25 protein-coding genes are annotated in these 25,967 nt (G+C 60.5%); 11 read left to right on the top strand and 14 right to left on the bottom strand.

Going from position 1 to position 25,967, the window contains the following annotated elements; all coding sequences use genetic code 11:
- Positions 1–13: 13 nt before the first annotated feature.
- The 9 genes from dam to pilM form a co-directional block, all read right to left on the bottom strand.
- The gene (dam, locus tag ACJ8HN_RS22930; RefSeq protein WP_004930319.1) at positions 14–826 is read right to left on the bottom strand and encodes an adenine-specific DNA-methyltransferase; all 813 of its coding nucleotides are present in this window, start codon (positions 824–826) and stop codon (positions 14–16) included.
- Positions 827–910: 84 nt separating this feature from the next.
- A complete protein-coding gene (locus ACJ8HN_RS22925) occupies positions 911–1,921 on the bottom strand; it encodes an SPOR domain-containing protein (RefSeq protein ID WP_442524008.1) in 1,011 nt (336 codons plus the stop codon).
- Positions 1,922–2,077: 156 nt separating this feature from the next.
- A complete protein-coding gene (gene aroB, locus ACJ8HN_RS22920; protein ID WP_033649322.1) occupies positions 2,078–3,178 on the bottom strand; it encodes a 3-dehydroquinate synthase in 1,101 nt (366 codons plus the stop codon).
- Between the two features lie 106 nt (positions 3,179–3,284).
- Positions 3,285–3,806: a shikimate kinase AroK gene (gene aroK / locus ACJ8HN_RS22915; RefSeq protein WP_004391482.1), complete on the bottom strand. Its 522-nt coding sequence runs from the start codon at positions 3,804–3,806 to the stop codon at positions 3,285–3,287.
- 349 nt (positions 3,807–4,155) lie between these two features.
- Positions 4,156–5,400: a DNA uptake porin HofQ gene (gene hofQ, locus ACJ8HN_RS22910; RefSeq protein WP_048322009.1), complete on the bottom strand. Its 1,245-nt coding sequence runs from the start codon at positions 5,398–5,400 to the stop codon at positions 4,156–4,158.
- Positions 5,397–5,759: a HofP DNA utilization family protein gene (locus ACJ8HN_RS22905; RefSeq protein ID WP_342176683.1), complete on the bottom strand. Its 363-nt coding sequence runs from the start codon at positions 5,757–5,759 to the stop codon at positions 5,397–5,399. Before ACJ8HN_RS22905 ends, hofQ begins: the two co-directional genes overlap by 4 nt.
- Complete coding sequence (locus ACJ8HN_RS22900) at positions 5,752–6,246, bottom strand: hypothetical protein (RefSeq protein ID WP_442524006.1); 495 nt, start codon at positions 6,244–6,246, stop codon at positions 5,752–5,754. Before ACJ8HN_RS22900 ends, ACJ8HN_RS22905 begins: the two co-directional genes overlap by 8 nt.
- Positions 6,239–6,778, bottom strand: coding sequence for a PilN domain-containing protein (locus ACJ8HN_RS22895; RefSeq protein ID WP_033636303.1), 540 nt, complete (start codon positions 6,776–6,778; stop codon positions 6,239–6,241). The genes ACJ8HN_RS22900 and ACJ8HN_RS22895 overlap by 8 nt, the downstream gene beginning before the upstream one ends.
- The gene (pilM, locus tag ACJ8HN_RS22890; protein WP_060706871.1) at positions 6,778–7,611 is read right to left on the bottom strand and encodes a pilus assembly protein PilM; all 834 of its coding nucleotides are present in this window, start codon (positions 7,609–7,611) and stop codon (positions 6,778–6,780) included. The genes ACJ8HN_RS22895 and pilM overlap by 1 nt, the downstream gene beginning before the upstream one ends.
- Before the next feature lie 121 nt (positions 7,612–7,732).
- Here pilM and mrcA point away from each other — a divergent pair, with 121 nt between their 5' ends.
- Positions 7,733–10,291 carry a peptidoglycan glycosyltransferase/peptidoglycan DD-transpeptidase MrcA gene (mrcA, locus tag ACJ8HN_RS22885; RefSeq protein ID WP_033654851.1) on the top strand — a complete coding sequence of 853 codons (2,559 nt, stop codon included), beginning with the start codon at positions 7,733–7,735 and terminating at the stop codon, positions 10,289–10,291.
- 51 nt (positions 10,292–10,342) lie between these two features.
- On the opposite strand, the gene nudE is transcribed toward mrcA, so the two are convergent.
- Complete coding sequence (gene nudE, locus ACJ8HN_RS22880) at positions 10,343–10,897, bottom strand: ADP compounds hydrolase NudE (protein WP_033636306.1); 555 nt, start codon at positions 10,895–10,897, stop codon at positions 10,343–10,345.
- Positions 10,898–11,341: 444 nt separating this feature from the next.
- Here nudE and ACJ8HN_RS22875 point away from each other — a divergent pair, with 444 nt between their 5' ends.
- The 7 genes from ACJ8HN_RS22875 to ACJ8HN_RS22845 all read left to right on the top strand — a co-directional run bounded on the left by ACJ8HN_RS22875 (position 11,342) and on the right by ACJ8HN_RS22845 (position 18,245).
- On the top strand, positions 11,342–13,477 hold the full coding sequence (locus ACJ8HN_RS22875) for an intracellular growth attenuator family protein (protein WP_033649328.1): 2,136 nt from the start codon (positions 11,342–11,344) through the stop codon (positions 13,475–13,477).
- 98 nt (positions 13,478–13,575) lie between these two features.
- Complete coding sequence (gene yrfG, locus ACJ8HN_RS22870) at positions 13,576–14,256, top strand: GMP/IMP nucleotidase (protein WP_033636308.1); 681 nt, start codon at positions 13,576–13,578, stop codon at positions 14,254–14,256.
- Positions 14,253–14,660 (top strand): ribosome-associated heat shock protein Hsp15, encoded by a 408-nt coding sequence (gene hslR / locus ACJ8HN_RS22865; RefSeq protein WP_033636309.1) that lies wholly within the window; start codon positions 14,253–14,255, stop codon positions 14,658–14,660. Before yrfG ends, hslR begins: the two co-directional genes overlap by 4 nt.
- 25 nt (positions 14,661–14,685) lie before the next feature.
- Positions 14,686–15,564 carry an Hsp33 family molecular chaperone HslO gene (hslO, locus tag ACJ8HN_RS22860; RefSeq protein WP_033636310.1) on the top strand — a complete coding sequence of 293 codons (879 nt, stop codon included), beginning with the start codon at positions 14,686–14,688 and terminating at the stop codon, positions 15,562–15,564.
- 195 nt (positions 15,565–15,759) lie between these two features.
- On the top strand, positions 15,760–17,379 hold the full coding sequence (gene pckA / locus ACJ8HN_RS22855; protein ID WP_015379308.1) for a phosphoenolpyruvate carboxykinase (ATP): 1,620 nt from the start codon (positions 15,760–15,762) through the stop codon (positions 17,377–17,379).
- Positions 17,380–17,505: 126 nt separating this feature from the next.
- Positions 17,506–17,769, top strand: coding sequence for a FitA-like ribbon-helix-helix domain-containing protein (locus ACJ8HN_RS22850; RefSeq protein WP_004930730.1), 264 nt, complete (start codon positions 17,506–17,508; stop codon positions 17,767–17,769).
- Positions 17,766–18,245, top strand: a complete 480-nt coding sequence (locus tag ACJ8HN_RS22845) for a type II toxin-antitoxin system VapC family toxin (protein ID WP_033636311.1) — start codon at positions 17,766–17,768, stop codon at positions 18,243–18,245. Before ACJ8HN_RS22850 ends, ACJ8HN_RS22845 begins: the two co-directional genes overlap by 4 nt.
- Before the next feature lie 34 nt (positions 18,246–18,279).
- On the opposite strand, the gene envZ is transcribed toward ACJ8HN_RS22845, so the two are convergent.
- The 4 genes from envZ to cbpA form a co-directional block, all read right to left on the bottom strand.
- Positions 18,280–19,650 (bottom strand): two-component system sensor histidine kinase EnvZ, encoded by a 1,371-nt coding sequence (gene envZ, locus ACJ8HN_RS22840; protein ID WP_033636312.1) that lies wholly within the window; start codon positions 19,648–19,650, stop codon positions 18,280–18,282.
- Complete coding sequence (gene ompR, locus ACJ8HN_RS22835) at positions 19,647–20,366, bottom strand: osmolarity response regulator transcription factor OmpR (RefSeq protein ID WP_004709363.1); 720 nt, start codon at positions 20,364–20,366, stop codon at positions 19,647–19,649. Before ompR ends, envZ begins: the two co-directional genes overlap by 4 nt.
- A 257-nt stretch (positions 20,367–20,623) precedes the next feature.
- A complete protein-coding gene (locus tag ACJ8HN_RS22830; protein WP_033636313.1) occupies positions 20,624–20,929 on the bottom strand; it encodes a chaperone modulator CbpM in 306 nt (101 codons plus the stop codon).
- Between the two features lie 5 nt (positions 20,930–20,934).
- Positions 20,935–21,897: a curved DNA-binding protein gene (gene cbpA / locus ACJ8HN_RS22825; protein WP_442524004.1), complete on the bottom strand. Its 963-nt coding sequence runs from the start codon at positions 21,895–21,897 to the stop codon at positions 20,935–20,937.
- A 230-nt stretch (positions 21,898–22,127) separates the two neighbouring features.
- On the opposite strand from cbpA, the gene greB reads away from it, so the two are divergent.
- The 3 genes from greB (at position 22,128) to feoA (ending at position 25,926) form a co-directional block, all read left to right on the top strand.
- Positions 22,128–22,601 (top strand): transcription elongation factor GreB, encoded by a 474-nt coding sequence (gene greB / locus ACJ8HN_RS22820; protein ID WP_442524003.1) that lies wholly within the window; start codon positions 22,128–22,130, stop codon positions 22,599–22,601.
- 157 nt (positions 22,602–22,758) lie between these two features.
- Complete coding sequence (locus ACJ8HN_RS22815) at positions 22,759–25,092, top strand: Tex family protein (RefSeq protein ID WP_033649332.1); 2,334 nt, start codon at positions 22,759–22,761, stop codon at positions 25,090–25,092.
- A 609-nt stretch (positions 25,093–25,701) separates the two neighbouring features.
- A complete protein-coding gene (gene feoA, locus ACJ8HN_RS22810) occupies positions 25,702–25,926 on the top strand; it encodes a ferrous iron transporter A (protein ID WP_025304553.1) in 225 nt (74 codons plus the stop codon).
- The last annotated feature ends 41 nt before the right edge of the window (positions 25,927–25,967 follow it).

Below are 25,967 nucleotides of genomic sequence, written 5' to 3'. Positions count from 1 at the left end.
GGGTGCCCCCGGCTTAGCGATACAGCGCCAAAAGCTCGTTCACTTTGCTGCGGCCGAGAATGTTGCGGCTGATCGTGCGGCGCGCTTTCACCACATACAGCGCGGCATGCTGGTACCAGTCGCGCGTCAGCTCGGTATCGTGATTGGAGATCAATACCGGTACCTGGCTCTCTACCGAGAGCTGGTGCGCCAGATGCGCCAGGCTCTGCTGATCGGCGATGCTGAAGCTGTTGGTGTGGTAGGCGGTGAAATTCGCCGTCGCCGACAGCGGCGCATAAGGCGGATCGCAATACACCACGGCGCCGGCCACGGCCTTCGCCATGGTATCGCGGTAATGCTCGCAGACAAAAGTGGCATTGCGCGATTTTTCGGCAAACCAGTAGAGCTCTTCTTCCGGGAAGTACGGTTTCTTGTACCGGCCAAACGGCACGTTGAACTCGCCGCGCAGGTTATAGCGGCACAGGCCGTTATAGCAGTGGCGGTTCAGGTACAGGAACAGCAGCGCCCGGCGGTAAGGCTCGGTGCTAGTATTGAACTCTTCTCGCAGCAGGTAAAACTGATCCGAGTTATTGAATTCATCGGCGAAAAGCGTGCGGGCATCGCGCACGAAGTCATCCGTGCGCAGCTTAACGATGTTATACAGGTTGATAAGATCGCTATTGATGTCGGCGAGAATGTAGGCGTCGTAATCCGTATTCAGAAAGACGGATCCCGCACCCACGAAGGGCTCGATTAAGCAGTCTCCCGCCGGCAGATGGCGACGAATCTCATCTACCAGCGGGTATTTTCCACCAGCCCATTTTAAAAAAGCGCGGTTTTTCTTCATGCCGTCAATTAGCTACTTATACAATTCAGAGCGGCGGATTGTACTCTGTTTCAGACAGCACATCAGCGCACAAATTTAAATGATTTATTTTTTAAGATCTTGCTGCACTTGGTGTACAGGTCGGACCCACGGTTTTTTCGCCTGCACATCCGCCGGCAACGAAGCAATGGCGCGCTTCGCTTCTGCGGAAGACGCATAGTTGCCGCTTACCAGCACGTACCACGGTTTGCCGTCACGCTTGGTGGCGTACACCAGGTAGTTCTGCAGCTTCTGCTGTTTGGCGTAGGCGTTCAGCGTATCGGAACGCGAAGCGCTGCTCAGCTGCAAGGTATAGTGGCTGCCTGGCGCAGACTGCAGCGAACTGCCGCTGCTGGCGACCGCTCCCGCTTTCGCGGTGGAAGACGGCTTGGCAGGTGGCCTATACACCGTGGTCGGTGATTTATGCTGCGTCGCGCTCGGCTTGGCGGCGGTTTTCGCCGGCGTTTTATGCTGTTGCTGCGCGGTGCCCTGCACAGGGCGAGTCGTTTCGCGCGCCGCGGCGCCACTCATCACCGTCGCCGGTGCGGTCGGCAGCGTCGAGGCTGCGCCGGTCATGCCCTGGGTCGCGGCATCCACCTGCCCTTGCTGCTGCGACAGCGCATCCGCCATGTTGCCAGGCAGATCGACGCGCTGCTGCGCACCGCCCTGCTGAGGCTGAGTTTGCGCTTCGGTCGGCGTGCCGGAGATCGGCGGCACGCTGACGTTCTGCGGTTGCTGCGGCTGAGTCGCGCTCACGCCGTTGTTGTCATGGGTATCCGTGGTGCCGCCCGGCACGCCGTTATTGGCGGTGGTCAGCGACGAAGAACCGGACAGGTTGATATCGCGGGCCGCGCCGTTTTGCGCGCCACTATCCTGAGCCGCTTCATGCTTGGTCGGCGCCTTCAAGGCGGAACCGATGCCGATAATCAGCAGCAACAGCACCAAAATGCCGATGCCGATCATCAAATGCTGGCGCGAAACGGCGAAGCGCGGCGCGGCGGCCGGCTTGCGCGAACGCGTAGGACGACGATCGCTGCTATCAGGTCTGAGATCGTCTTCCGGTTTAAACTCGTCCATCTGAAACCCTCCAACTAGAGGCAAAAGCCCACCACCGTAGACCTACCGTGGCACGGGCAGATTAACCCGATGATGGCAAAGCGACACCCGTCGTGCTCTGCTCACTGTATTAATATAGATGCAAATGGCGGCTAAGCCACTGTTACTTAGTCCGATTTAATTACGCTGCTGCTCAGGCAGGCAGGCGGCGATCGACGCCAACACCAGCTCATGCCCTACGCCGCCGCGCACTTCCGCCGCACCTATCGCGGTCGGCAGCACCAGACGCAGTTCACCCGCCAGCACTTTCTTGTCGCGCAGCATGTGCGGCAGATAGGATTCCGGCGTCATTTCCTGCGGCCCGCAGACCGGCAAGCCGGCCCGCAGCAGCAGCGCTTTGATGCGTTCGATATCTTCAACCGAGAACTGGCCGAGACGGTGCGCGGTTTCCGCCGCCATCACCATGCCCGCAGCCACCGCTTCGCCGTGCAGCCATACGCCGTAGCCCATTTCGGCTTCGATGGCGTGGCCGTAAGTATGGCCCAGATTCAGCAAGGCGCGCAGGCCGCTTTCGCGTTCGTCGGCGGCCACGACCTCGGCCTTCAGCTCGCAGCAGCGGCGGATACAGTACGCCAACGCCTGCATATCCAGCGCCATCAGCGCATCGATGTTGTTTTCCAACCAGACGAAGAACTCGCGATCGAGGATGATCCCGTATTTGATGACTTCAGCCAGGCCGGAAGAGAGTTCACGCGTCGGCAACGTTTTCAGGCAATCCAGATCAACCACCACCGAAGCGGGTTGATAGAAAGCGCCGATCATATTTTTGCCGAGCGGGTGGTTGACGGCGGTTTTGCCGCCTACGGAGGAGTCCACCTGCGACAACAGCGTGGTGGGAACCTGAATAAAGCGCACGCCGCGTTGGTAGCACGCGGCGGCGAAGCCGGTCAGATCGCCGACCACGCCCCCGCCGAGGGCGATCAGCGTGGTATCGCGCCCGTGCGGTTTTTCAAGCAGCGCCGAAAACACCTGCTCCAACACCGCCAGAGATTTGTACTGCTCACCATCGGGAAGGATCACCTGATCCACCACGACGCCCCCCTGCTCCAGCACCTGCCGGACACGCTCCAGATAAAGCGGCGCCAGGGTCTGGTTGGTGACCAACATCGCTTGCTCACCCGCCTTCAACGGCATAAAAGAAGCCGGATCGTTAAACAATCCGGCGGCGATGGTAATCGGGTAGCTGCGCTCCCCAAGCGTTACAGTAATTCTCTCCATGTCGCGCTCAGTTCTCTGTATGGTGCGGCGGTGGTTGATCCCCGCAACAGCGGGGAACACAAATCAGTTTTCCGCATTGGCCGACGGCGAACGCGAAAATCGGCAATCAGTTGCTTTCCAGCATGTTGATGATCTGGTTGGCAACCACTTTAGCGCTCTGATCGTCGGTGCGGATGGTGACATCGGCAATCTCTTCATACAACGGATTGCGCTCTTTCGCCAAGGCTTCCAGCACTTCACGCGGCGGAGAATCAACCTGCAGCAGCGGGCGTTTTTTATCACGCTGGGTACGAGCCAGCTGCTTCTCGATCGTGGTTTCCAGATAGACCACCACGCCGCGCGCGGACAGACGGTTGCGCGTTTCGCGCGACTTCACCGAACCGCCGCCGGTCGCCAACACAATCCCTTGTTTTTCCGTCAGTTCATTAATGACTTTTTCTTCACGATCGCGGAAACCTTCTTCCCCTTCCACGTCGAATACCCAGCCCACGTCAGCTCCGGTACGTCGCTCAATTTCTTGATCGGAGTCGAAGAACTCCATATTGAGTTGCTGAGCTAACTGACGGCCAATAGTGCTTTTGCCGGCACCCATAGGCCCAACCAGAAAGATATTGCGTTTCTCTGCCATGTTTTTCGGTATTACTAAGACAATTCGTTAATGTTAACCCGCCCCGCCAATCAAATCAGCGGCGGGACCTAAACTGAAACCTCATGAGCGATAGTGCGAGATCAGACGAAAAATTATCTCAACACTCTTGGTAGTTTGGCAACCGAATAAATCGCAATCCACGCCGCGGGAGGGAAACCATATGTTTTTAACGGCGTCTTGACGCTAACAAAAAACCTCGGTGCTCAATTCGGTAACCCTTGTAAGCTAAATCGGCCGCAGCGTCAAACGCAGATCCCCCCAAGGGGATAAAAAAGTGTATCTGCACATCAACTTTAGGAGATTTGCCGCCCGGCCGACAGGCAGCCGCTTATCCCTTAATCAGGGTCGGCGTAATGAAGATCACCAGCTCGCGTTTTTTCTGTTGCGCGCCGCTTTGCCGGAACAAGCCCCCCAGCAGTGGTGCATCGCCCAATCCCGGCACCTTGTCCGCCGTCTTGCCGCTATGCCGTTGAAAAATACCACCGAGCACCAGGGTTTCGCCGTTTTTCACCGTGATCTGCGTCTTAATCTCCTGTTTATCGATGGTCAGCGCTTCCCCCGCGCCCCGGCTGATGGCGCGCCCCGGCATATTTTGGCTGATGTGCAGCGTCAGCGTGATGCGTCCGTCCGGCAACACCTTGGGCGTCACCTCCATGCCCAGCACCGCCTCTTTGAACTCGATCGCGGTCGCACCGCTGGCGCCGCTCGACACTTCGTAAGGGATCTCGGTTCCCTGTTTGATACTGGCGGTTTGCAGATGCGCCGTCAGCAGGCGCGGGCTGGCGATGATCTCCACCTGATTCTCCTGCTCCAGCGCCGTCAGCTCGAGGCTCAGCAAACGCCCGCTGATGCGCGCCAGGTGGAAACCGGCGTTCACCGCGCTGCGCTCCAGCGGCAGGTTGACGCCGAGATTGCCCGGCCGCAGCGGCCGCGTCGGCCTGTCGTCGGGCGCCAATCCCCAACGCACGCCGAGTTCACGCAGGCTTTCGCTGTTGATGGTCACGATATGCGCCGCCAGCTGCACCTGTGCCAGCGGCGCGTCCATTTCCGTCACCCGTTTTTTCAACTGCGCCAGGATTGGCGCGGTGTCGCGCAGCAGCAGCGTATTGGTGCGCTTATCCGCCAGCACGCTGCCTCGCTCGCTGAGCAAGGCGCCGCGTTGGGCATTGAGGCTTTCGGCAATCTCCGCCGCATCGCCGTTCTGTAACGTCAGGCTCAGGCTGTGCAGCGGTTGCCGCTGCGCCAGCGCTTCTCGCTGCTGTTTTTTTTCCTGCGCGTCCGGCTCCGGGGCGATCAGCATCACGCTCCCCTCCCGCGTCATCGTCAGCTTGCCCATACGCAGAGTCAGCGCCAGCGCCTGAGGCCAGGGCACATTCTCCAGCCGCAGCGTCAGGTTGCCGCTCACGCCGGGCGCGGCGATCAGGTTCATCTGCCGATAATCCGCCAGCGCCTGCAGGATGACCGTCACCGGCGCATCCTGAAACTCCAGGGAAACCCGCTGTTTATCCTGCGCCTGCGCGGCGCCGAGCGCCAGGCACCACAGCGCCACGCCCAATCCAGCGCGTCCTTTCATGGTTTGCCATCCTTGTTGTTGTCCATCATGAGCGAGATGTCACCCTGGCTCGCCGGGCAATCCGGTTCGGCCGCCAGCGCCGTTAACGTCAGGCTGCGCGCCTGCACCTGCGTCACCTGCCAGCGCTCGGCCAGCACCCGCTGCTGCGGCCGCAGGCGTAGCCATTGCCCCGCCGGCGTCACCACCCAGCCATAGCGCAGCGCCGGGTGCCCGATGACGCCTTTCAGTCGCCAGCCCGCCGGCGATGCCTCCGTTTGGGCACAAGCAGGCAGCGGAGGCGGCGCAAACGGATCGCGCGGCTCAGCGCATAAGGCCCACGGCCATAGCAGCCACCACCAACGGCCAGGTTTTTTACTCATCGGCCTGCTCCTCGGCGGTATCCTGTAAAACCAACCGCGCCGTCATGCCCTGCGGCGGTGTCTCCACGCTCAGCTGCTGGAGGCGCAAATCGGCGGGCAGCGCCTCCAGCAGCACCAGCAAACCGGCGTAGTCAATGCGCAAGCTCAGCGTTTGCCGCGGCGGTTTTTCCTGCCGCTGCCAGCGCAACAGGGCGCCCCCCGCTCGTTGCAGCACGCTCGCCAGATCGCCGGTGGCGATCGGCGCAAGCGGCGCCGCAGGGATAGCGGTTTGCGGCACCTCGTCCAGTTGGCGTTGCACCATAGCGATCTGTTGCAACAGGCGCTGTTGCCGCTCCGCCGCGCTTTCCCGCTGACGCCATTCGTCTTGCAGCATCCAGCCGCCGCCCAACAGCGCCAACGCGCCAATGCCCAGCCCTTGTGCCACCAGCAATAGCCAACCCGGCAATCTCAGCCAGAAGCGCAGCCCGGATGACAAACGGCTATCCATCACGCCCCCAGCGCGCCGCCAGGTGAAAGGAGTACAGGCCGTCTTCGCGTTGCGCCACCTCAGCCAAACGCAGCCGTGGCAACGCAGGCATCCCCGCCAGCCGTCGTTCGAACTGCGTGATGGCCGCAGGAGAGCGGCTCAATCCACGCAGCCGCAGGCCGTTCGCCGCATCGCTGTCCAGCGCCGTGAGCCACAGCGGGGGAGGAACGCTGGAGGACAATTGCTGCAGCAGCTGCAAATAACGCCGGTTATGTTGGGCGTTGCTCGCCTGCCGTTCGGCGCGGACACTGTGCAACGCTCGCTGCGCCCGCTCTTGCTGCTGCTGGCGGACGAGCAACGTCAATGCCGCCAGCTCTTCACCCAGCATCGCCAGCCGCGCCTGCCGCTGCGCCTGTTGATGCCGCAGCTGGCCGGCGATCAGGAACAGTGCCAGCAGCAGCGCCGCTACCTGCAACAGCAGCACGCCCAGCCAGAAATAGCCGCGCCGCCGCTCGCGGCGCTGGCGCCAGGGCAGAAAGTTGACCTGATACATCAGCGATCCTCCTCGCGCAGTGCCAGACCACCGGCCAACGCGAACGCCGAAGGATGCGCAGGCAACGGCGGACGCAGCTGCGTGAAGGCGCTGAGCGGCGACCAACCAAGGCAACCGGCGGGCAAGGCTCCCGCCAGCACGCCGCCGGCATAGACCGGCCGATCGTCGCCCAGCGGCATCTGGGCTTGCAGCGCCCGCAGCGCCTGCGCGTCATCGTCGCCCGGCGCCAGACCAAAAGCGAACGCGCCGTCGGCCGGCGCCACCCACAGCCATTCTCGTTCGAGACGGTGCATCAGCCCCGCAGCGGGCGGCACGCCTGCCGCCGTCGCCATCATCCGCAGCGCACAGGGGGTGATATCGACCGCTTGCGGATGCAGGCCAGCCTGACGCAGACAATGCAGCCACTGCTGCAGCTCCTGCCGCCGCGCAGCGGTCAACAGCAGCGCCGCCTCATCCGCCGGCGCGGCGCGATAGTCGAGCACCAACGTCTGGCCGTCGAGCAGGAACTGCTTCAAACCGTGGCCACCGATATAGTCGCTGCGTTCCGGCTCGCGCAGCCGCGCGTCCGGCTGCGTCATGCGCTGCTGTAACACGCGTTGCGCCGGCAGAGCAATGCGTAAGGAAATATGTCGCGGCAGCTGGACGCGCCATTGCCGCAGCGCCCGGATCAGGAATTCGGAAGGTTGCAGGCAGCCATCGCGCAAAACCGCCTGCGGCAGCGCCTGCTGCCACCAGTGGCGCAACTGCCAGCCGTTGCGGCGGCGTTGGGCCGCCACCGCCCGCACGCAGTCGATTTGTATATCCAGCCCTACCTGCCATGCTTGAGGGAACATGTTTCGCAAGCCTCCATAACATCAGATGATAAAAGAACATATCCATGTCGCAGGCTTGCCTTTATACTACCGCGCGGTTGTTTATAAACTGCCCAAATGACTTAGAAATGGGAAATCTCAGGTGAAGTTCGTAAAGTATTTTCTAATCCTTGCAGTATGTTGCATCGTGCTGGGAGCAGCCTCGATTTTTGGCTTGTACAAATATGTCGAGCCACAGCTGCCCGACGTCGCAACGCTGAAAGATGTGCGGCTGCAGATACCGATGCAGGTCTACAGCGCCGATGGCGAACTGATCGCCCAATACGGCGAGAAGCGCCGCATTCCGCTGAAACTGGATCAAATTCCGCCGGTGATGGTGCACGCATTCATCGCCACCGAAGACAGCCGCTTCTATGATCACCACGGCGTCGATCCGGTCGGCATCTTCCGCGCCGCCTCCATCGCGCTGGTCTCCGGCCACGCTTCACAGGGGGCCAGTACCATTACCCAACAGCTGGCGCGTAACTTCTTCTTAAGCCCGGAACGCACCCTGATGCGTAAAATCAAGGAAGCTTTCCTGGCGGTGCGCATCGAGCAGATGCTCACCAAAGATGAAATCCTTGAGCTGTATCTGAACAAGATCTATCTGGGTTACCGCGCCTACGGCGTGGGCGCCGCCGCGCAGGTCTATTTCGGCAAAGACGTCAGTCAGCTGACCCTGAGCGAAATGGCGACCATCGCCGGCCTGCCGAAAGCGCCGTCCACCTTCAACCCGCTCTATTCGCACGATCGCGCCGTTGCCCGTCGCAACGTGGTGCTGTCGCGCATGCTGGACGAACACTACATCACGCAGGCGCAGTACGATCAGGCGCGTTCCGAAGATCTGGTCGCCAATTACCATGCGCCGGAAATCAGCTTCTCCGCGCCGTATCTCTCCGAGATGGTGCGTCAGGAGATGATCAAGCGCTACGGTGAAAACGCCTATACCGACGGTTACAAGGTTTACACCACCGTCACCAAACGGCTGCAGCTGGCGGCGCAGGAATCGGTGCGCAACAACGTGCTGGCCTATGACATGCGCCACGGCTATCGCGGGCCGTCCAACGTGTTGTGGAAAGTCGGCGAAGCGGCCTGGGATCGCAAACAGATTGTCGATTCGCTGAAAAACCTGCCGAACTACGGCCCGCTGGCGCCGGCGGTGATTACCGCCGCCAACCCGCAGGAAGCGACGGCGATGCTGGCCGACGGCAGCAGCATTGCCCTGCCGATGGCGACCATGCGCTGGGCGCGGCCATATCGCTCAGACACTCAGCAAGGCCCAACGCCGAAACGCGTCACCGACGTGGTGCAGGCCGGCCAGCAGGTGTGGGTGCGCAAAGTGAACGACGCCTGGTGGCTGTCGCAGGTGCCGGATGTCAACTCGGCGCTGGTCTCGATCAACCCGAACGACGGCGCGGTGAAAGCGCTGGTCGGCGGTTTCGATTTCAACCAGAGCAAATTCAACCGCGTCACGCAGGCACTGCGCCAGGTAGGTTCGAACATCAAACCGTTCCTGTACACCGCCGCGATGGATAAAGGCCTGACGCTGGCCACCATCCTGAACGACTTGCCGATCACCCGTTGGGATGCCGGCGCCGGCACCGACTGGCGGCCGAAGAACTCGCCGCCGACCTACGACGGCCCGATTCGTCTGCGGCAGGGGCTGGGGCAATCGAAGAACGTAGTGATGGTGCGCGCGATGCGCGCGATGGGCGTCGACTACGCGGCGGAATATCTGCAGCGCTTCGGCTTCCCGGCGCAGAATATCGTGCATACCGAATCGCTGGCGCTGGGTTCCGCCTCCTTCACCCCGATGCAGCTGGTGCGCGGCTACGCGGTGCTGGCGAACGGCGGTTACCTGGTCGATCCGTACTTCATCACCAAAATTGAAGATGACAACGGCAATACGGTGTTCGAAGCCAAACCGAAAGTGGTGTGCAGCAGTTGCAACCTGCCGGTGATCTACGGCGACACCCACCGCTCGGCGGTGCTGTCCGACGACAACATCGAAAACGTCGCCACCTCGCAGGAAGGCAACAACAGCACGGTGCCGATGCCGCAGCTGGAGCAGGTTACCCCGGCTCAGGTACAGCAGGACGGCGACCAACAGTATGCGCCGCACGTCATCAGCACACAGCTGGCCTTCTTGATCCACGACGCGCTGAACAGCAACATCTTCGGCGAACCGGGTTGGATGGGTACCGCCTGGCGCGCCGGGCGCGATCTGAAGCGTCATGATATCGGAGGCAAAACCGGTACCACCAACAGTTCCAAGGACGCCTGGTTCTCCGGCTATGGCCCGGATACCGTGACCTCGGTGTGGATCGGTTTCGACGATCACCGCCGCGATCTGGGCCGGTCGACGGTATCCGGCGCCATCCCGGATCAAATTTCCGGCGGTGAAGGCGGTGCCAAGAGCGCCCAGCCAGCGTGGGACGACTTCATGAAGACCGCGCTGGAAGGCATCCCGGAGCAGAAAGTCACGCCGCCGCCGGGCATCATCAGCGTCACCATCGACAAGAGCAGCGGTAAGCTCTCTGGCGGTGGCGGCGGCAGCCGTTCCGAGTACTTCATCGAAGGAACTCAGCCGACGGACTACCCATCGCGCGATACCGGCACCACGTTGACCGATCCGGGCGGTGAAAGCCACGAGCTGTTCTGATCGAAAAGGGCCAGAGAAATCTGGCCCTTTTTTTGTTCGGCGCGAAGCGTATCAGCGCGATGCGCGCAAAAACGCCTCGGAGAGGAACAGCGCGCTGACGTTGCGCGCCTCACGGAAATCCGGTTCCGCCAGCAGCGCCATCATGTTGGCGATCGGCCAGCGCACCTGCGGCAGGGGCTCTGGTTCATCCCCTTCCAGGCTCTGCGGATAGAGATCGTGCGCCAGCACGATATTCATTTTGCTGGAAAAGTAGGATGGTGCCATCGTCAGCTTGCTGAGAAAATCAAAGCGCTTCGCGCCGAATCCCACCTCTTCCATCAGCTCGCGGTTGGCCGCCTCCAGCACGCCCTCACCGGGATCAATCAGCCCTTTCGGGAACCCCAGCTCATAGGATTCGGTGCCCACCGCATATTCGCGGATCAGCAGCAGATCATCGCCAATCACCGGCACGATCATCACCGCTTCGCGATCCGAAGGCCGCATGCGCTCATACACCCGCCGAACCCCGTTGCTGAATTCCAAATCGACCGACTCGACGTTGAACAAACGCGAACGCGCGACGGTTTCCACTTTCAGAATTTTAGGTTTTTGCAGGTGTTTATCCATGATTGCCTCAAAAAGGTTACCCAGACGTGGACGGGGCAACCGAAATAATGATTGGCGTAACGCACGGCTCGTAGGCGCTCAAACGCTGACCAAATTCGATCCTGATCACATTGTGCGTTAAGGGCAAGCTCCGCTGCAACGCGCATGAGCAGTAATTTACTTTCTTTTAACAAGCGTAGCCAGCGGCCGGCGATTTTCCGTACTGATTCAGCAAACAGCGTGCAAGAAAATAGGATAATGCCGATATCGACGGCAGAGGCAGGTTGCTAGTATCACGCAGGCAAGAATCAGTGATAAAATGGCCTTGCGTCATGAAGGAATGAGATCCAGAGCGAGAATCTGTTTGTTCCCTCATTAGTTCTGGGTGCCTCCTGGCGGTTTACTCCGTATAATATTCAGCTTTTCATCAGGTTGGCGAAATTCACGGTGTGAGATGGGGATTGCATGAGCACAATAGTGTTGATATTGGCCTTAGTGCTTGTCTGTCTGATTGCCGCTGGTCTGTACCTGTGGTTCAAGGCTCGCAACCCGTCGGCGCTGGCGCACGCGCTGCCGTTTATCAAACCAGCCCACCGCAAGCTGACCGACGAAGAGCGCGCCGCGGTCGAATTCTACCTCAATCAGCAAAACAAGCTGAGCAACAAACTGTTGCCCGGCGGCGGCGCTACGCTGCCCGCGGCCAAGCTGGCGCTCACCCCGCAAAGCGATAACGTTTATCCCGTCACGCACGCCATCACCCGCTACGGGCTGGCCAGCGACGATCCCAATAAATGGCGCTATTACCTCGACGCTGAAGAGGTGCATCTGCCGCCGTTCTGGGAGCCCTATATCACCGCCGACAACCATGTGGAAGTGATCAGAACCCAGACGCTGCCGCTGGTGATTTCGCTCAACGGGCATTCGCTGAAAGATCATATTCACGACCGGCCGCAGCCGCCGGTGGTAACCGCCGCGCCGACCAAAAACGCGTCCATCCGCAAGGAGGAGAGCGAGCATGTCGAGCTGGTCAATATTCGCAAGGAAACGCCGGAAGAGCATGCGCTGAACCGGCCGAACGGCATCCGTGAAGCCGTTATCATCTCCGTTGCGCTGCTGCTGCTGTTCTTCAGCCTGATAAGCCCGGTGCTGGTGATCCCCTGGATGATTTTCGTGGCGGTGCTGATGATCGCCTGGGGATGCTGGAATCTGTTCCGTCGCCCGGCCTCACGCGAGCTGAAGGAGATCCACTGTCTGCGCGGTACGCCGAAGCGCTGGGGCCTGTTCGGCGAATCCGGCCAGGGGCAGATCAGCAACATTTCGCTCGGCATCATCGATCTTATCTACCCGCCGCATTGGCAGCCTTACCTGACGCAGGACCTGGGCAAGACCACCGACGTGGACGTCTACCTCAATCGGCAGGTGGTGCGCCAGGGGCGCTTCCTCTCGCTGCATGACGAAGTGAAGAACTTCCCGCTGCAGCAGTGGGGCCGCAACGCGGTGCTGGTCGCCAGCTCGGCGCTGGTGCTGCTGTTGCTGCTGATCTATATCCCGCTCAACCTGCCGCTGACCCTCAGCATGGCCTGGCTGCAGGGCGCGCAAAAAGTGGAAGTGACCAGCGTACAGGCGCTGGAGGCCACGCCGCTGCGCATCGGCGACACGCTGAAAGTGCGCGGCAGCGGCATGTGCTATGTGCCGCCGCCGGCCAACGGTGGCGGCGCCGCCAATTTCGCGCCGTTCGACTGCTCCGGCATTTATTGGAACAACGCCGCCCCGCTGCCGCAGCCGGAATCGGAAGTCATAGACAAAGCGACGGCCCTGCTGGCTACGGTCAACAGCCAGCTGCATCCGAGCGGCGCCGATCAAAAGGTCAACCCGCAGTTGGCCAGCGCCATTGAGAAATCCGGCATGATCCTGTTGGATGACTTCTCTGATATCGTTCTGAAAACACAGGATTTGTGTCAGGCAGAAAACGACTGCGTGCGGTTGAAAAACGCCCTGGTCAACCTGGGTAACGCCAAAAACTGGAGCGGTTTGGTGAAACGCGCCAGATCCGGCGCGCTGCAAGGCGTCAACGTGCTGCTGCGCCCGGTGAGTGCCGAATCGCTGGACAGCCTGACCAAAGTGGCCACGTCGTCGTTCATCTTCAATGAAACGCGTCTGGCCGCCGCGGCGCTCAACAGCCCGCCGCCGGGCGGTTTCCTGATCCGCAGCGACGAAGGCCGCCAACTGGTCAGCCACCCGCAATCTTCGGCGCCGCAGAGCGAATACAACGCCCTCGACCAGTGGAATGAGCTGCAGCGCCTTTCCACTCTGCTGCTGCATACCCCGTTCCAGGCGCAGGGGGTGATCACCAGCCTCAGCGTCGACGCCAACGGCACCCGCCACGTGGCGCTGCACAGCGAACCGGACATGATCACCCTGTGGCGCTACCTCGGTACCAGCCTGCTGTTGCTGGCGGTGGTCATCAGCCTGGGCTATAACGCCTGGCGGCTGGTGCAGCGTCGGCGCATCAATCAGCACCGCGTCGCCGATATCCAGCGTTACTACGACAGCTGCTTCAATCCGCAGCTCAATCCGATGTCGATGCGGCCGATGGCCTGAACCTGGCGTCGGGGCCTCCGCCCTGTCATCTGCTTATGCTACGCTAACGCTATTATTCTCATCTGCGGACCGCCCGTCGGTCCGCCCGTGGAGTTTTTATGGTTCCCGAGTTTGATTGGCCGCAGATCGATACCGTGCTGCTGGATATGGACGGCACCTTGCTGGATCTGGAGTTCGACAGCCACTTTTGGCTCAGCCTGGTGCCGCAGGCGCTGAGCGAAAGGCGCGCCATTCCGTTCGACGAAGCCCGCAATATCATTGAGCGGGAATATCAGGCGGTGCAGCACACCATGAACTGGTATTGCTTCGATTACTGGAGCGAGCGGTTGGATCTGGATATCTACCGCATGACCAGCGAAGTGGGCAGCCGCGCCCGGCTGCGCGAAGACACCGAGCCGTTTTTACAGGCGCTGCGCGACGCCGGCCTGCAAACCATTTTGCTGACCAATGCGCATCCGCACAGTCTGGCGGTGAAAATCGAGCATACCGGCCTCGATCGGCACCTTGATTTATTGTTTTCCACCCACACATTTGGTTATCCGAAAGAAGATCAGCGTCTGTGGCAGGCGGTGCAGCAGCACACCGGATTCAATCCGCAGCGCACGCTGTTCGTCGACGACGGCGAGCCGATCCTCGACGCGGCGCGCGCTTTCGGCATTCGTTACTGCCTGGGCGTGCAAAACCCGGACTCCAGCACGGCGGAAAAAAGCTTCCAGCGCCATCCGTCGATGCGCGACTATCGCCTGCTGATACCGGCGCTGGCCAAGGGGGAAGCATGAAGGAAAAAGCGACGCGCGACGACGCGGTCCGGTTGGACAAGTGGCTGTGGGCCGCACGCTTCTACAAGACCCGCGCGCTGGCGCGCGAAATGATCGACGGCGGCAAGGTGCATTACAACGGCCAGCGCGGCAAGCCGAGCAAGATTGTCGAACTCAACGCCGAGCTCAAGCTGCGGCAGGGCAACGAAGAACGAACCGTGATCGTGCTGGCGCTGAGCAGCCAACGCCGCGGCGCCGGCGAGGCGCAGCAAATGTATCAGGAAACCGAAGCCAGCATCGCCAACCGCGAAAAAATGGCGCTGGCGCGCAAGATGAACGCGTTGACCATGCCGCATCCGGACCGCCGTCCGGACAAAAAGGAGCGGCGCGACCTGATGAAATTTAAATTTGGTGAGCCGGAATAACCCCTCACCGCAATGAGAGAAGATTATGTCCAACCATGACCAATTGCACCGTTACCTGTTTGAAAACTACGCGGTGCGCGGCGAGCTGGTTACCGTCAGCGAAACCTATCAGCAGATCCTGAATAATCACGACTACCCGGCGCCGGTGCAAAAGCTGCTGGGCGAGCTGCTGGTCGCCACCAGTCTGCTGACCGCGACCCTGAAGTTCGACGGCGACATCACCGTGCAGCTGCAGGGCGACGGCCCGCTGAAGCTGGCGGTGATCAACGGCAACAACCGCCAGGAGATGCGCGGCGTTGCGCGCACCCAGGCGCCTATCGCCGACGACAGCACCCTGCATCAGATGATCGGCAACGGCGTCATGGTCATCACCATTTCCCCGACGGAAGGCGAGCGCTATCAGGGCGTGGTCGGCCTGGAAGGTGAAACCCTGGCCGAGTGCCTGGAAGCCTACTTCCGCCAGTCCGAACAGCTGCCAACCCGCCTGTTCATCCGCACCGGCGAAGCGGAAGGCCACGCCGCGGCGGCCGGTATGCTGCTGCAGGTGCTGCCGGCGCAGGACGGCAACCTCGATGATTTCGATCATCTGGTGCAACTGACCAACACGGTAAAAAGCGAAGAGCTGTTCGGCCTGCCGGCCAACGAAGTGCTGTACCGCCTGTATCACCAGGAAGAAGTCACCCTGTACGAACCGCAGGACGTGCAGTTCCGTTGCACCTGTTCACGCCAGCGTTGTGCCGACGCACTGCTGACCCTGCCGACCGATGAAGTGGCGGACATGCTGGAGCAGGACGGCAATATCGACATGCACTGCGACTACTGTGGCAGCCACTATGTCTTTGACCCGGTTGATGTTGCCGCCTTGTATGCGGGTAATACCGGCGAAAGCGACAGGTTGCACTAAGTTATACCCCCTTCGGCGGGCGCGCCCGGCGCCCGCCAACGCCCGCCGTTTGCACGTTTGCTTTTTTCCGTGTGCTATCTCTCAGATCGTAACGAAATACCGCCTAAAACGTTAAATATTTGATACCCATCGCTGTTACGCACCGTTAGATCCCTACAATTGCCGCCAGAAATTCTGTGACCAAGGAGTAGTAACATGCGCGTTAAAGGTATAACCCCTCAGGATCTGGCCGCTTACGGCATTCACGACGTTAGCGAAATCGTTCACAACCCGAGCTATGAACTGCTGTTTAAGGAAGAAACAGACCCATCTCTGGAAGGTTTTGAGCGTGGGGTAGTCACCAAGCTGGGTGCCGTCTCCGTCGATACCGGCATCTTCACCGGCCGCTCGCCGAAAGACAAATACATCGTCCGCGACGACATCACCCGCGATACCGTGTGGTGGGCCGATCAGGGCAAAGGCAAAAACGACAACAAACCCCTCAGCCCGGAAGTGTGGGCCGATCTGAAACACCTGGTCACCGAACAGCTTTCCGGCAAGCGCCTGTTCGTGGTGGATACCTTCTGCGGCGCCAACGCCGACTCGCGCCTGAAAGTGCGCTTCATCACCGAGGTGGCCTGGCAGGCGCACTTCGTGAAAAACATGTTCATCCGCCCGAGCGACGAAGAGCTGGCTGACTTCGAGCCGGACTTCGTGGTGATGAACGGCGCCAAATGCACCAACCCGAACTGGCAGCAGCAAGGCTTGAACTCGGAGAACTTCGTCGCCTTCAACCTGACCGAGCGCATGCAGCTGATCGGCGGCACCTGGTACGGCGGCGAAATGAAGAAAGGCATGTTCTCGATGATGAACTACCTGCTGCCGCTGAAAGGCATCGCCTCAATGCACTGCTCGGCCAACGTGGGCGAGAAAGGCGACGTGGCGGTGTTCTTCGGCCTGTCCGGCACCGGCAAAACCACCCTCTCCACCGATCCTAAGCGTCAGCTGATCGGCGATGACGAGCACGGCTGGGACGACGACGGCGTGTTCAACTTCGAAGGCGGCTGCTACGCCAAGACCATCAAGCTGTCTGAAGAAGCCGAGCCGGACATCTACCACGCCATCAAACGCGACGCGCTGCTGGAAAACGTCACCGTGCTGGCCGACGGCAGCATCGACTTCAACGACGGTTCGAAAACCGAGAACACCCGCGTTTCTTACCCGATCTACCATATCCAGAACATCGTCAAGCCGGTGTCCAAGGCGGGTCACGCCACCAAGGTGATCTTCCTGACCGCCGACGCTTTCGGCGTGCTGCCGCCAGTATCGCGCCTGACCGCCAACCAGACTCAGTACCACTTCCTGTCCGGCTTCACCGCCAAACTGGCCGGCACCGAGCGCGGCGTCACCGAACCGACGCCAACCTTCTCCGCCTGCTTCGGCGCCGCGTTCCTGTCGCTGCACCCGACGCAGTACGCCGAAGTGCTGGTGAAACGCATGCAGGCCGCCGGCGCCCAGGCTTACCTGGTCAACACCGGCTGGAACGGTACCGGCAAGCGCATCTCGATCAAAGATACGCGCGGCATCATCGACGCCATCCTGAGCGGTGAAATCGACAAGGCGGAAACCGTCACCCTGCCGATCTTCGATCTGGCGATGCCGACCGCGCTGCCGGGCGTGAACCCGGAGATCCTCGATCCGCGCAATACCTACGCCAGCCTCGAGCAGTGGCAGGAAAAAGCGCAGGATCTGGCCGAGCGCTTCATCACCAACTTCGACAAATACACCGACACGCCTGCGGGCGCCGCGCTGGTCAGCGCCGGCCCTAAGCTGTAATTCGGTAGCGTTACCTCTTCAGCTAAGGCGCGGATCCCGCGCCTTTTTTTATTTTCAGCGATTGCTTTTTAACCAGCAAGGCGAGAAAATAAGTCAATGCAATCATTGATAGCAAAGGAGGTTTCAATGGCTACTATCACCGTCAGAAATCTGGACGACGAAATCAAAGAGCTGCTGCGTATTTCAGCGGCGAAAAACGGCCATTCCATGGAAGAGGAAGCGCGCATGATCCTGAAACAGGCGCTGGTGAAAAAGCCGCCGCGCTATGGATTGGGTACCTGGATGCATCAGCACTTCGCCGAATTCGGCGGCGTTGAACTGGAGATCCCACCGCGTGACGCCGTGCCACCACGCATCGTCACCTTTGATGATGAAGATGACAACGCATGATCATTCTCGACACCAACGTCATTTCAGAAACGCTGCGCCCCAGCCCGTACTACAACGTCATTAACTGGCTAAATGAAAAGGACAATGACGATCTCTATCTGAGCGCCATTGTCCTGGCCGAACTGTTCAGCGGCGTCGCCTGCATGCCTGACGGCAAGCGCCAGCGGGATCTCAAGCTCAAATTGGCGGACGCTCTTGAATTGAAGTTCGAGGGGCAGATATTGCCGTTTGATGGGCTGTGCGCGATGCAATACGCGGAATTGACGGCAAGGAATCGGCTGCTGGGTAAAGCGATGAGCGTGCCGGATGCCCAAATCGCCGCCACCTGCCTGCATTACGGCGCCGCCCTGGCTACCCGCAACACCAAAGACTTCCTCCACTGCGGCATCGAGTTAATCGATCCGTGGCAGGCGCCGACCGGCCGTCGGTTGCATGAGGATGCGGCGGAATACTACGTGATGAGCAGGAAGTCCTGACGGGGCCGCAACGACGCGGCCCGCGCCAAGCGCGTCAGGCGTTTTCCCTGGCGGTTTGATGGCCGTTGGCCGACTCTTTTTTCTCCATCGGCAACGGAATATACGCGCGGATCAAGAGCCCGCCGCGTTCGCTGGTGCCGATTTCCAACTCACCGTCGTGCGCATCGATAATACGCTGCACGATCGCCAGCCCCAGACCGGTGCCGCTGGTGCTGCGCGCGCTGTCACCGCGGACGAACGGCTGCAGCAGGTGCTTCAACTCTTCCGGCTTGATGCCCGGGCCGTCGTCTTCCACCTGGAACCAGCCGCGCTGCAGCTCGCGGCCGCTGCTGACCTTGATCCAGCCGTTGCCGTAACGCGCCGCGTTCACCACCATGTTCACCGCCGCCCTCTTAATCGACAGCGGGTGCACGTTCATCATCAGCTCACCCGGCGACAGCGCGGTTTCAATCACCCGCTCATAGCCGCTTTCCGCCGCGACCACCTCGCCCAAAATGGCGTTCAGATCGCTGCTTTCGGTCGGCATCTCCTGCCCGGTGCGCAGATAATCGATGAACTGCTCGATGATGGCGTTGCACTCTTCGATGTCTTTATTGATCGACTCGGCCAGATAGCCGTCTTCGGCGCTCATCATCTCCGTCGCCAGCCGGATGCGCGTCAACGGCGTGCGCAGATCGTGGCTAACCCCGGCCATCAGCAAGGTGCGGTCATCCGCCAGCTGCTTGACGCCCGACGCCATCTGATTGAATGCGCGAGTCACCGACCGCACTTCGGAAGCGCCATACTCGCGCAGCGGCGGCGGAATAATCCCCTTGCCCACCTGCAGCGCCGCATGTTCCAGCTCCACCAGCGGGCGGTTTTGAATGCGGATAAACAGCCAGGCGCCGCCGATCGCCAGCAACATGATCGCCAGCGTATAGCGGAACAGCGGAGAGAAGTCGCCCTGGTGGATTTCCGTCAGCGGCACGCGCACCCAGATATCGGGCTGCAGCCAGGTTTTCAGCCACACCACCGGGGAGTTCTTGTTCACCTCCACCCGCACATCGGTCGGCCCGCCGAGCTGCTGCGCCATCTGCTGGCTGAGGAACTGGTAGTGCTGCGCCCAGCGCAGGCCGCTCTCCTCCGCCGCCGAGTTGGTGTAGAGAGAGATGCCCAGTTCGCGGTAGATCTCGCGGCGGAACGCCGGCGGCACTTCCAGCAGCGTGCCGTCCTCCAGCTGCAGCCGATCGGTCATCAGCATACGCACTTCGTAGGCCAATACCTTGTTGAACTGCTGCAGGCTGGGCAGGATGGCGAAGTTCAGCACCACCAGATAGGTCGTCACCAGGCTGACGAACAGCAGGGTGACGATCAACAACAGGGTTCGGGCAAACGAGCTACGCGGTGAAAAGCGCAATCGCCTCATGCCTTGCTGCCGTCCGGGACGAACACGTAGCCGAGACCCCAAACGGTCTGGATATAACGCGGATGCGCCGGATCTTCTTCCACCATGCGGCGCAGGCGAGAGATCTGCACGTCGATGGAGCGCTCCATGGCGCTGTATTCGCGGCCACGCGCCAGGTTCATCAGCTTATCGCGCGACAGCGGTTCACGCGGGTGGCTAACCAGCGCCTTCAGTACCGCGAACTCGCCGCTGGTCAACGGCATCGGTTCGTCTTCGCGGAACATCTCGCGGGTGCCGAGGTTCAGTTTGAATTTGCCGAACGCGATCACCGCTTCTTCCTGCGAAGGCGCGCCCGGCAGCTCGTTAGCCTGGCGGCGCAGCACTGCACGAATGCGAGCCAACAGCTCACGCGGGTTAAACGGTTTAGGAATGTAGTCGTCGGCGCCGATTTCCAGCCCGACGATGCGATCGACCTCTTCACCTTTGGCGGTGACCATAATGATCGGCATCGGGTTGCTCTGGCTGCGCAGGCGGCGGCAGATGGACAGGCCGTCTTCGCCCGGCAACATCAGATCGAGCACCATCAAATGGAAGGATTCACGGGTCAGCAAGCGATCCATTTGCTCAGCGTTGGCAACGCTGCGAACCTGGAAGCCCTGCTCGGTTAAATAACGTTCCAAAAGTGCGCGCAGGCGCATGTCATCATCGACAACCAGGATCTTATGATTCTCTTGCATGGTATTACTCCCAAAGGCTTTATTGCCTGACTCGAATATTGTTAGAAAACCTTGCCATTTGAGACAGCGTTTAATGGTATGTATTCTAGACGAAATTGTTACAAAGCTTATTCTTTTCCCCATTTATCAACAATTTTCAGTGAATGTCGACGGGGGTTCGTCAAAATATCGCCCTTTATCAGCGCAATGTGGGGTCGCGGCCCAATTTTACGCAATTTCGCCACCGGCAAACCGCACGGTGGCGTTTTGACGGCGAGTCAGGAAGTCTGCAGGAAACGCGCCAGCTGCCGGCGCAGCTGCCGGTTCTCTTGCTGCAGCGCCTCAACCCGATCGAGCAACGTCAGCGCCATGGCGATCCCCGGCCAATCCAGATCCAGCTCGGCCCGCAGCCTGCGCGCACGCTGCAGATGGCTCAGCGCCGGGTAGTCGAACTCCCAGCTCGGCTGCGCCGGCTCCAGCGGCACGATCACGCCCAGGCCAACGATCTCGACCAGCTCATCCTCTGAAATCTCCACCCGTTGGCACAGTTCCACCACGGTGAAAGTGATCTCTTTCTTCATCATGTGCTTTACTCCCATTCCGCGCGCGGGTTGAACGCCGCCTGTTCAGCCAGTTCTCGCCACAGGGCGCTGGCCTTCTCGTTCGGCTTCGGCGGCATCACCACCTTGAGAATGACATACAGGTCACCGGGCTCTTTCTTGCCCGCCAGCCCCTTGCCCTTGACCCGCAGCCGTTTGCCGCTCTGGCTGCCGGCCGGCACGGTCAACGCGATTTTGCCGGTCAGCGTCGGCACCTCAATGCTGGCGCCGAGCGCCGCCTCCCAAGGGGCGAGAGGTGCCACGATGCTCAGGTTGTGGCCGTCGATCTCGAACAGCGGATGCGGCGCGAGGCGGATGACCAGATACAGATCGCCGTTCTGGCCGCCGCCCACGCCGGCAACGCCCTGCCCCTTGAGGCGAATGCGCTCGCCGTCGCCCACCCCGGCCGGGATTTTCACGTTCAGCGTTTTGCTGGCTTCGCTCACCTGCCGCCCCAGCTCGTCGTACACCGGCAGCTTGTAGGAGATCTCGCGGCTTTGGCCATGCAGCGTTTCCTCGAGGAACAGCGGCACCTCCATCTCCAGATCCTGGCCGCGGAAGCCATGCCCGCCGTGCGAGTGCGAAGCGGAGCGGTGCCCGCCCGCCGCACGCCAGCCGAACATGTTTTCGAAGAAATCGGAGAAGTCTTGCGCGTCGGCACCGCCGCCGTGCCATGAAGCGCTCTGCTGATAGCCGCCGCGATCGCCGCGCGCCTGGCGGCCAAAGTTCGGATCGTTGCGGTGCAGCCGGATCTGATCGTACTCAGCGCGGCGCTCTTCGTCCTTCAGCACCTCATAGGCTTCGGCCAGCTCCTTGAATTTGCTCTCGGCGTCTTCTTCGGTGCTCACGTCAGGGTGATATTTACGCGCCAGCCGGCGGTAGGCCGTTTTGATGGTTTTCAGATCGGCGTTGGGCTCAACGCCCATCGTTGCGTAGTAATCTTTAAATTCCATGCGGTAATACCTTCAATGTGTTGGGTTGTGCGCCAAAATTCCTTGTCTCTCTCGCCAGATATCCTCCTTTCGTCACATTCCTTTTCCGCTATCGCTAAGCATACTCCCGATTGTTAAAAGCTGCGCAAACTGAATAACAACCGTGCGGCAATACGCAGGCCCGCGCGCCATTTCTAAAGCCCCCCGCATTCACGTACACTGTGGCGGTGGCCCCATAAAGATAAATCACCATGAGAACTCAACTGATAACCCGTGAAGGGTATGACAAGCTCAAGCAAGAGCTGGATTACCTCTGGCGCGAAGAACGCCCCGAGGTGACCAAGAAAGTGACCTGGGCCGCCAGCCTGGGCGACAGAAGCGAAAACGCCGACTACCAGTACAACAAGAAGCGGCTGCGCGAGATCGACCGCCGCGTCCGCTATCTGACCAAATGCCTGGAGCAATTGAAGATCGTCGATTACTCCCCGCAGCAGGAAGGCAAGGTGTTCTTCGGCGCCTGGGTGGAGGTGGAGAACGCCGACGGCGAGACCAAACGCTTTCGCATCGTCGGTTACGACGAGATCTTCGGCCGCAAGGATTACATCTCCATCGACGCGCCGATGGCGCGCGCCCTGCTGAAAAAAGAGGTCGGCGACGTCGCCACCGTCAATACGCCGCTGGGCGAGGCGCAGTGGTACGTTAACGAGATAGACTACCTGAAGTAAGCTTTCAGCTTTTTCCGAACCGCCGCCAACGCCGCCGCCTGCGCAGTTCTCCACGTGGCGGCCGCGCGGCGGCGGCCCGCTCCACTGGCATTTTCCCCGATCAATCCGTATAACTGTCCCCTGTTTATTCACCGTTCTCAATACAGATACCAGACCTATGAATGACCCACTGAGCCGCATTATTGCAACAGAACTGCAGGCCCGGCCGGAGCAAGTCGACTCCGCCATCCGTCTGCTGGATGAAGGTAATACCGTGCCCTTTATTGCACGCTATCGTAAGGAAGTCACCGGGGGCCTGGACGACACCCAACTGCGCCAGCTGGAAACCCGCCTGGGTTATCTGCGTGAACTGGAAGATCGTCGTCAGACCATCCTGAAGTCGATCGATGAACAGGGCAAACTGACCGAACAACTGGCGGGGGCGATCAACGCCACGCTGAGCAAGACCGAACTCGAAGACCTCTACCTGCCGTACAAACCGAAGCGCCGCACCCGCGGCCAGATCGCCATCGAGGCCGGTCTGGAACCGCTGGCGGACGCGCTGTGGCAGGATCCGCAACAGCAGCCGGAACAGCTGGCTGAACGCTACGTCGACGCCGACAAGGGCGTGGCGGACGTCAAAGCCGCCCTCGACGGCGCGCGCTATATCCTGATGGAACGCTTCGCCGAAGATGCCTCGCTGCTGGCCAAGGTGCGCGACTACCTGTGGAAAAACGCCCATCTGGTGTCCAAAGTGGTCGAGGGCAAGGAAGAAGAAGGCGCCAAGTTCCGCGACTATTTCGATCACCACGAACCGATTTCTCAGGTGCCTTCGCACCGCGCGCTGGCGATGTTCCGCGGCCGCAACGAAGGCGTGCTGCAGCTGGCGCTGAACGCCGATCCGCAGTTTGAGGAAGCGCCGCGCGAAAGCCAGGCGGAGCTGATCATCATCAATCACCTCAACCTGCGCCTGAACAACGCCCCGGCCGACGCCTGGCGCAAGGCGGTGGTCAACTGGACCTGGCGCATCAAGGTGTTGCTGCACCTGGAAACCGAGCTGATGGGCACGGTGCGCGAGCGCGCGGAAGATGAAGCGATCAACGTTTTCGCCCGCAACATGCACGATCTGCTGATGGCCGCGCCGGCCGGCATGCGCGCCACCATGGGCCTCGATCCGGGCCTGCGCACCGGGGTGAAAGTCGCCGTGGTCGACGCGACTGGCAAGCTGGTCGCCACCGACACCGTCTACCCGCACACCGGGCAAGCGGCCAAAGCCGCCGCCATCGTCGCGGCGCTGTGCATCAAACATAACGTGGAGCTGGTGGCCATCGGCAACGGCACCGCTTCGCGTGAAACCGAGCGTTTCTATCTCGACCTGCAAAAGCAATTCGGCGAGGTCCGGGCGCAGAAAGTGATCGTCAGCGAAGCGGGCGCGTCGGTGTATTCCGCGTCAGAACTGGCGGCGCAGGAGTTCCCGGATCTCGACGTGTCGCTGCGCGGCGCGGTGTCCATCGCCCGTCGTCTGCAGGATCCGCTGGCGGAGCTGGTGAAAATCGACCCGAAATCCATCGGCGTCGGCCAGTATCAGCACGACGTCAGCCAGAGCCAGCTGGCGAAGAAGCTGGACTCGGTGGTGGAAGACTGCGTGAACGCCGTCGGCGTCGATCTGAACACCGCGTCGGTGCCGTTGCTGACCCGCGTGGCCGGCCTGACGCGCATGATGGCGCAGAACATCGTCAACTGGCGCGACGAGAACGGCCGCTTCAGCAACCGTGAACAGCTGCTGAAAGTCAGCCGCCTGGGGCCGAAGGCCTTCGAACAGTGCGCCGGCTTCCTGCGCATCAACCACGGCGACAACCCGCTGGATGCTTCCACCGTTCACCCGGAAGCCTACCCGGTGGTGCAGCGCATTCTGGCCGCCACCGAGCAGGCGCTGCAGGACCTGATGGGCAACGCCTCGGCGGTGCGCAGCCTGAAAGCGGTCGACTTCACCGACGACAAGTTCGGCGTGCCGACGGTCACCGACATCCTGAAAGAGCTGGAGAAGCCGGGCCGCGATCCACGTCCGGAGTTCAAAACCGCCACCTTCGCCGAAGGCGTGGAAACCCTCAACGATCTGCAGGTGGGCATGATCCTGGAAGGCTCGGTGACCAACGTCACCAACTTCGGCGCCTTCGTGGATATCGGCGTGCATCAGGATGGCCTGGTGCACATCTCCTCGCTGGCGGACAAGTTCGTTGAAGATCCGCACACCGTGGTGAAGGCCGGCGACATCGTCAAAGTGAAGGTGATGGAAGTCGATCTGCAGCGTAAACGCATCGCGCTGAGCATGCGCCTGGATGAGCAGCCGGGCGAAGGTTCACCGCGCCGCGGCGGCAACGCGCCTGCACAGACGCGCGACCACGCCAACCGTTCGGCGGGCGGCAACAAGGCCAAACCGCGCAACGCGGCACCGGCCGGCAACAGCGCCATGGGCGACGCGCTGGCGGCGGCATTCGGCAAGAAACGCTAAGTCAGATCCAACAGGGGGCGGAGCCTGCTCCGCCCCTTTCTGATGAATAAAACTTGCGGCATTTCTTGACCCGCCTCAATAAACCGTCATCTTTTTATTTCCCACGCCTGCGTGACCACCCTCCCATTATTCAGGCAACAACAATCCCTTCTGCAGCCATTTATTAACAACTTCGTTAACACGCATTTTTCATCTCGCGAATTGTGAGAGAAACACAAATGGTTACCGCTCGCATTACGGCGGAATAATGTTATCGAATTGCCTTTCGGTGGAAATAAATAAAGGGAAAAAACCATCTATATTTGCAAACAAGAAAACTCGGCTACAAATACGTAACTGATTTAACTCGCCATTCTCATTTGTTCCCCAGCGCAACCGGTGGTAAAACGTCGTTAATCAAGACAACGCCATCAAAAACTGTCGACGCCATAATAATTGGTTACAATACCCTTACTTTTTGTATTGAACGCGATAATGATAATTACTATTATTTGCGCTCACTTTATTGCATGACCTTATGGATGAATACCGCCGACGGCGTGGCATTTTCGCCGGCAACGTCCAATTATCATCAGCCCGATGCTCATCGGCACCCGGAAGGTTAATCACATGCAGCTCCAACCTAAACGCACGTATAAGATTGTCGGCTTTTCCGGTGAAATTGCGCCGGCCTACCGCCAGAAACTGTTATCGCTCGGCATGCTGCCCGGCTCTTCGTTCGACGTAGTGCGCGTCGCACCGCTGGGCGATCCGATAGAAATTAAAACTCGCCGCGTCAGCCTAGTGCTGCGCAGGAAGGATTTGGCGCTGCTGCAGCTCGACGGCCAGCCCTGAGCCGACGCGCTCTCCGTTTGCCGACGCGCCTTTGCGCCGGC

This window comes from Serratia sp. CY29653, assembly GCF_052169255.1.
GTDB lineage: Bacteria > Pseudomonadota > Gammaproteobacteria > Enterobacterales > Enterobacteriaceae > Serratia > Serratia sarumanii.
The sequence above is the reverse complement of the archived record's forward strand: the minus strand, read 5'-3'. Positions and strand labels throughout refer to the sequence as shown.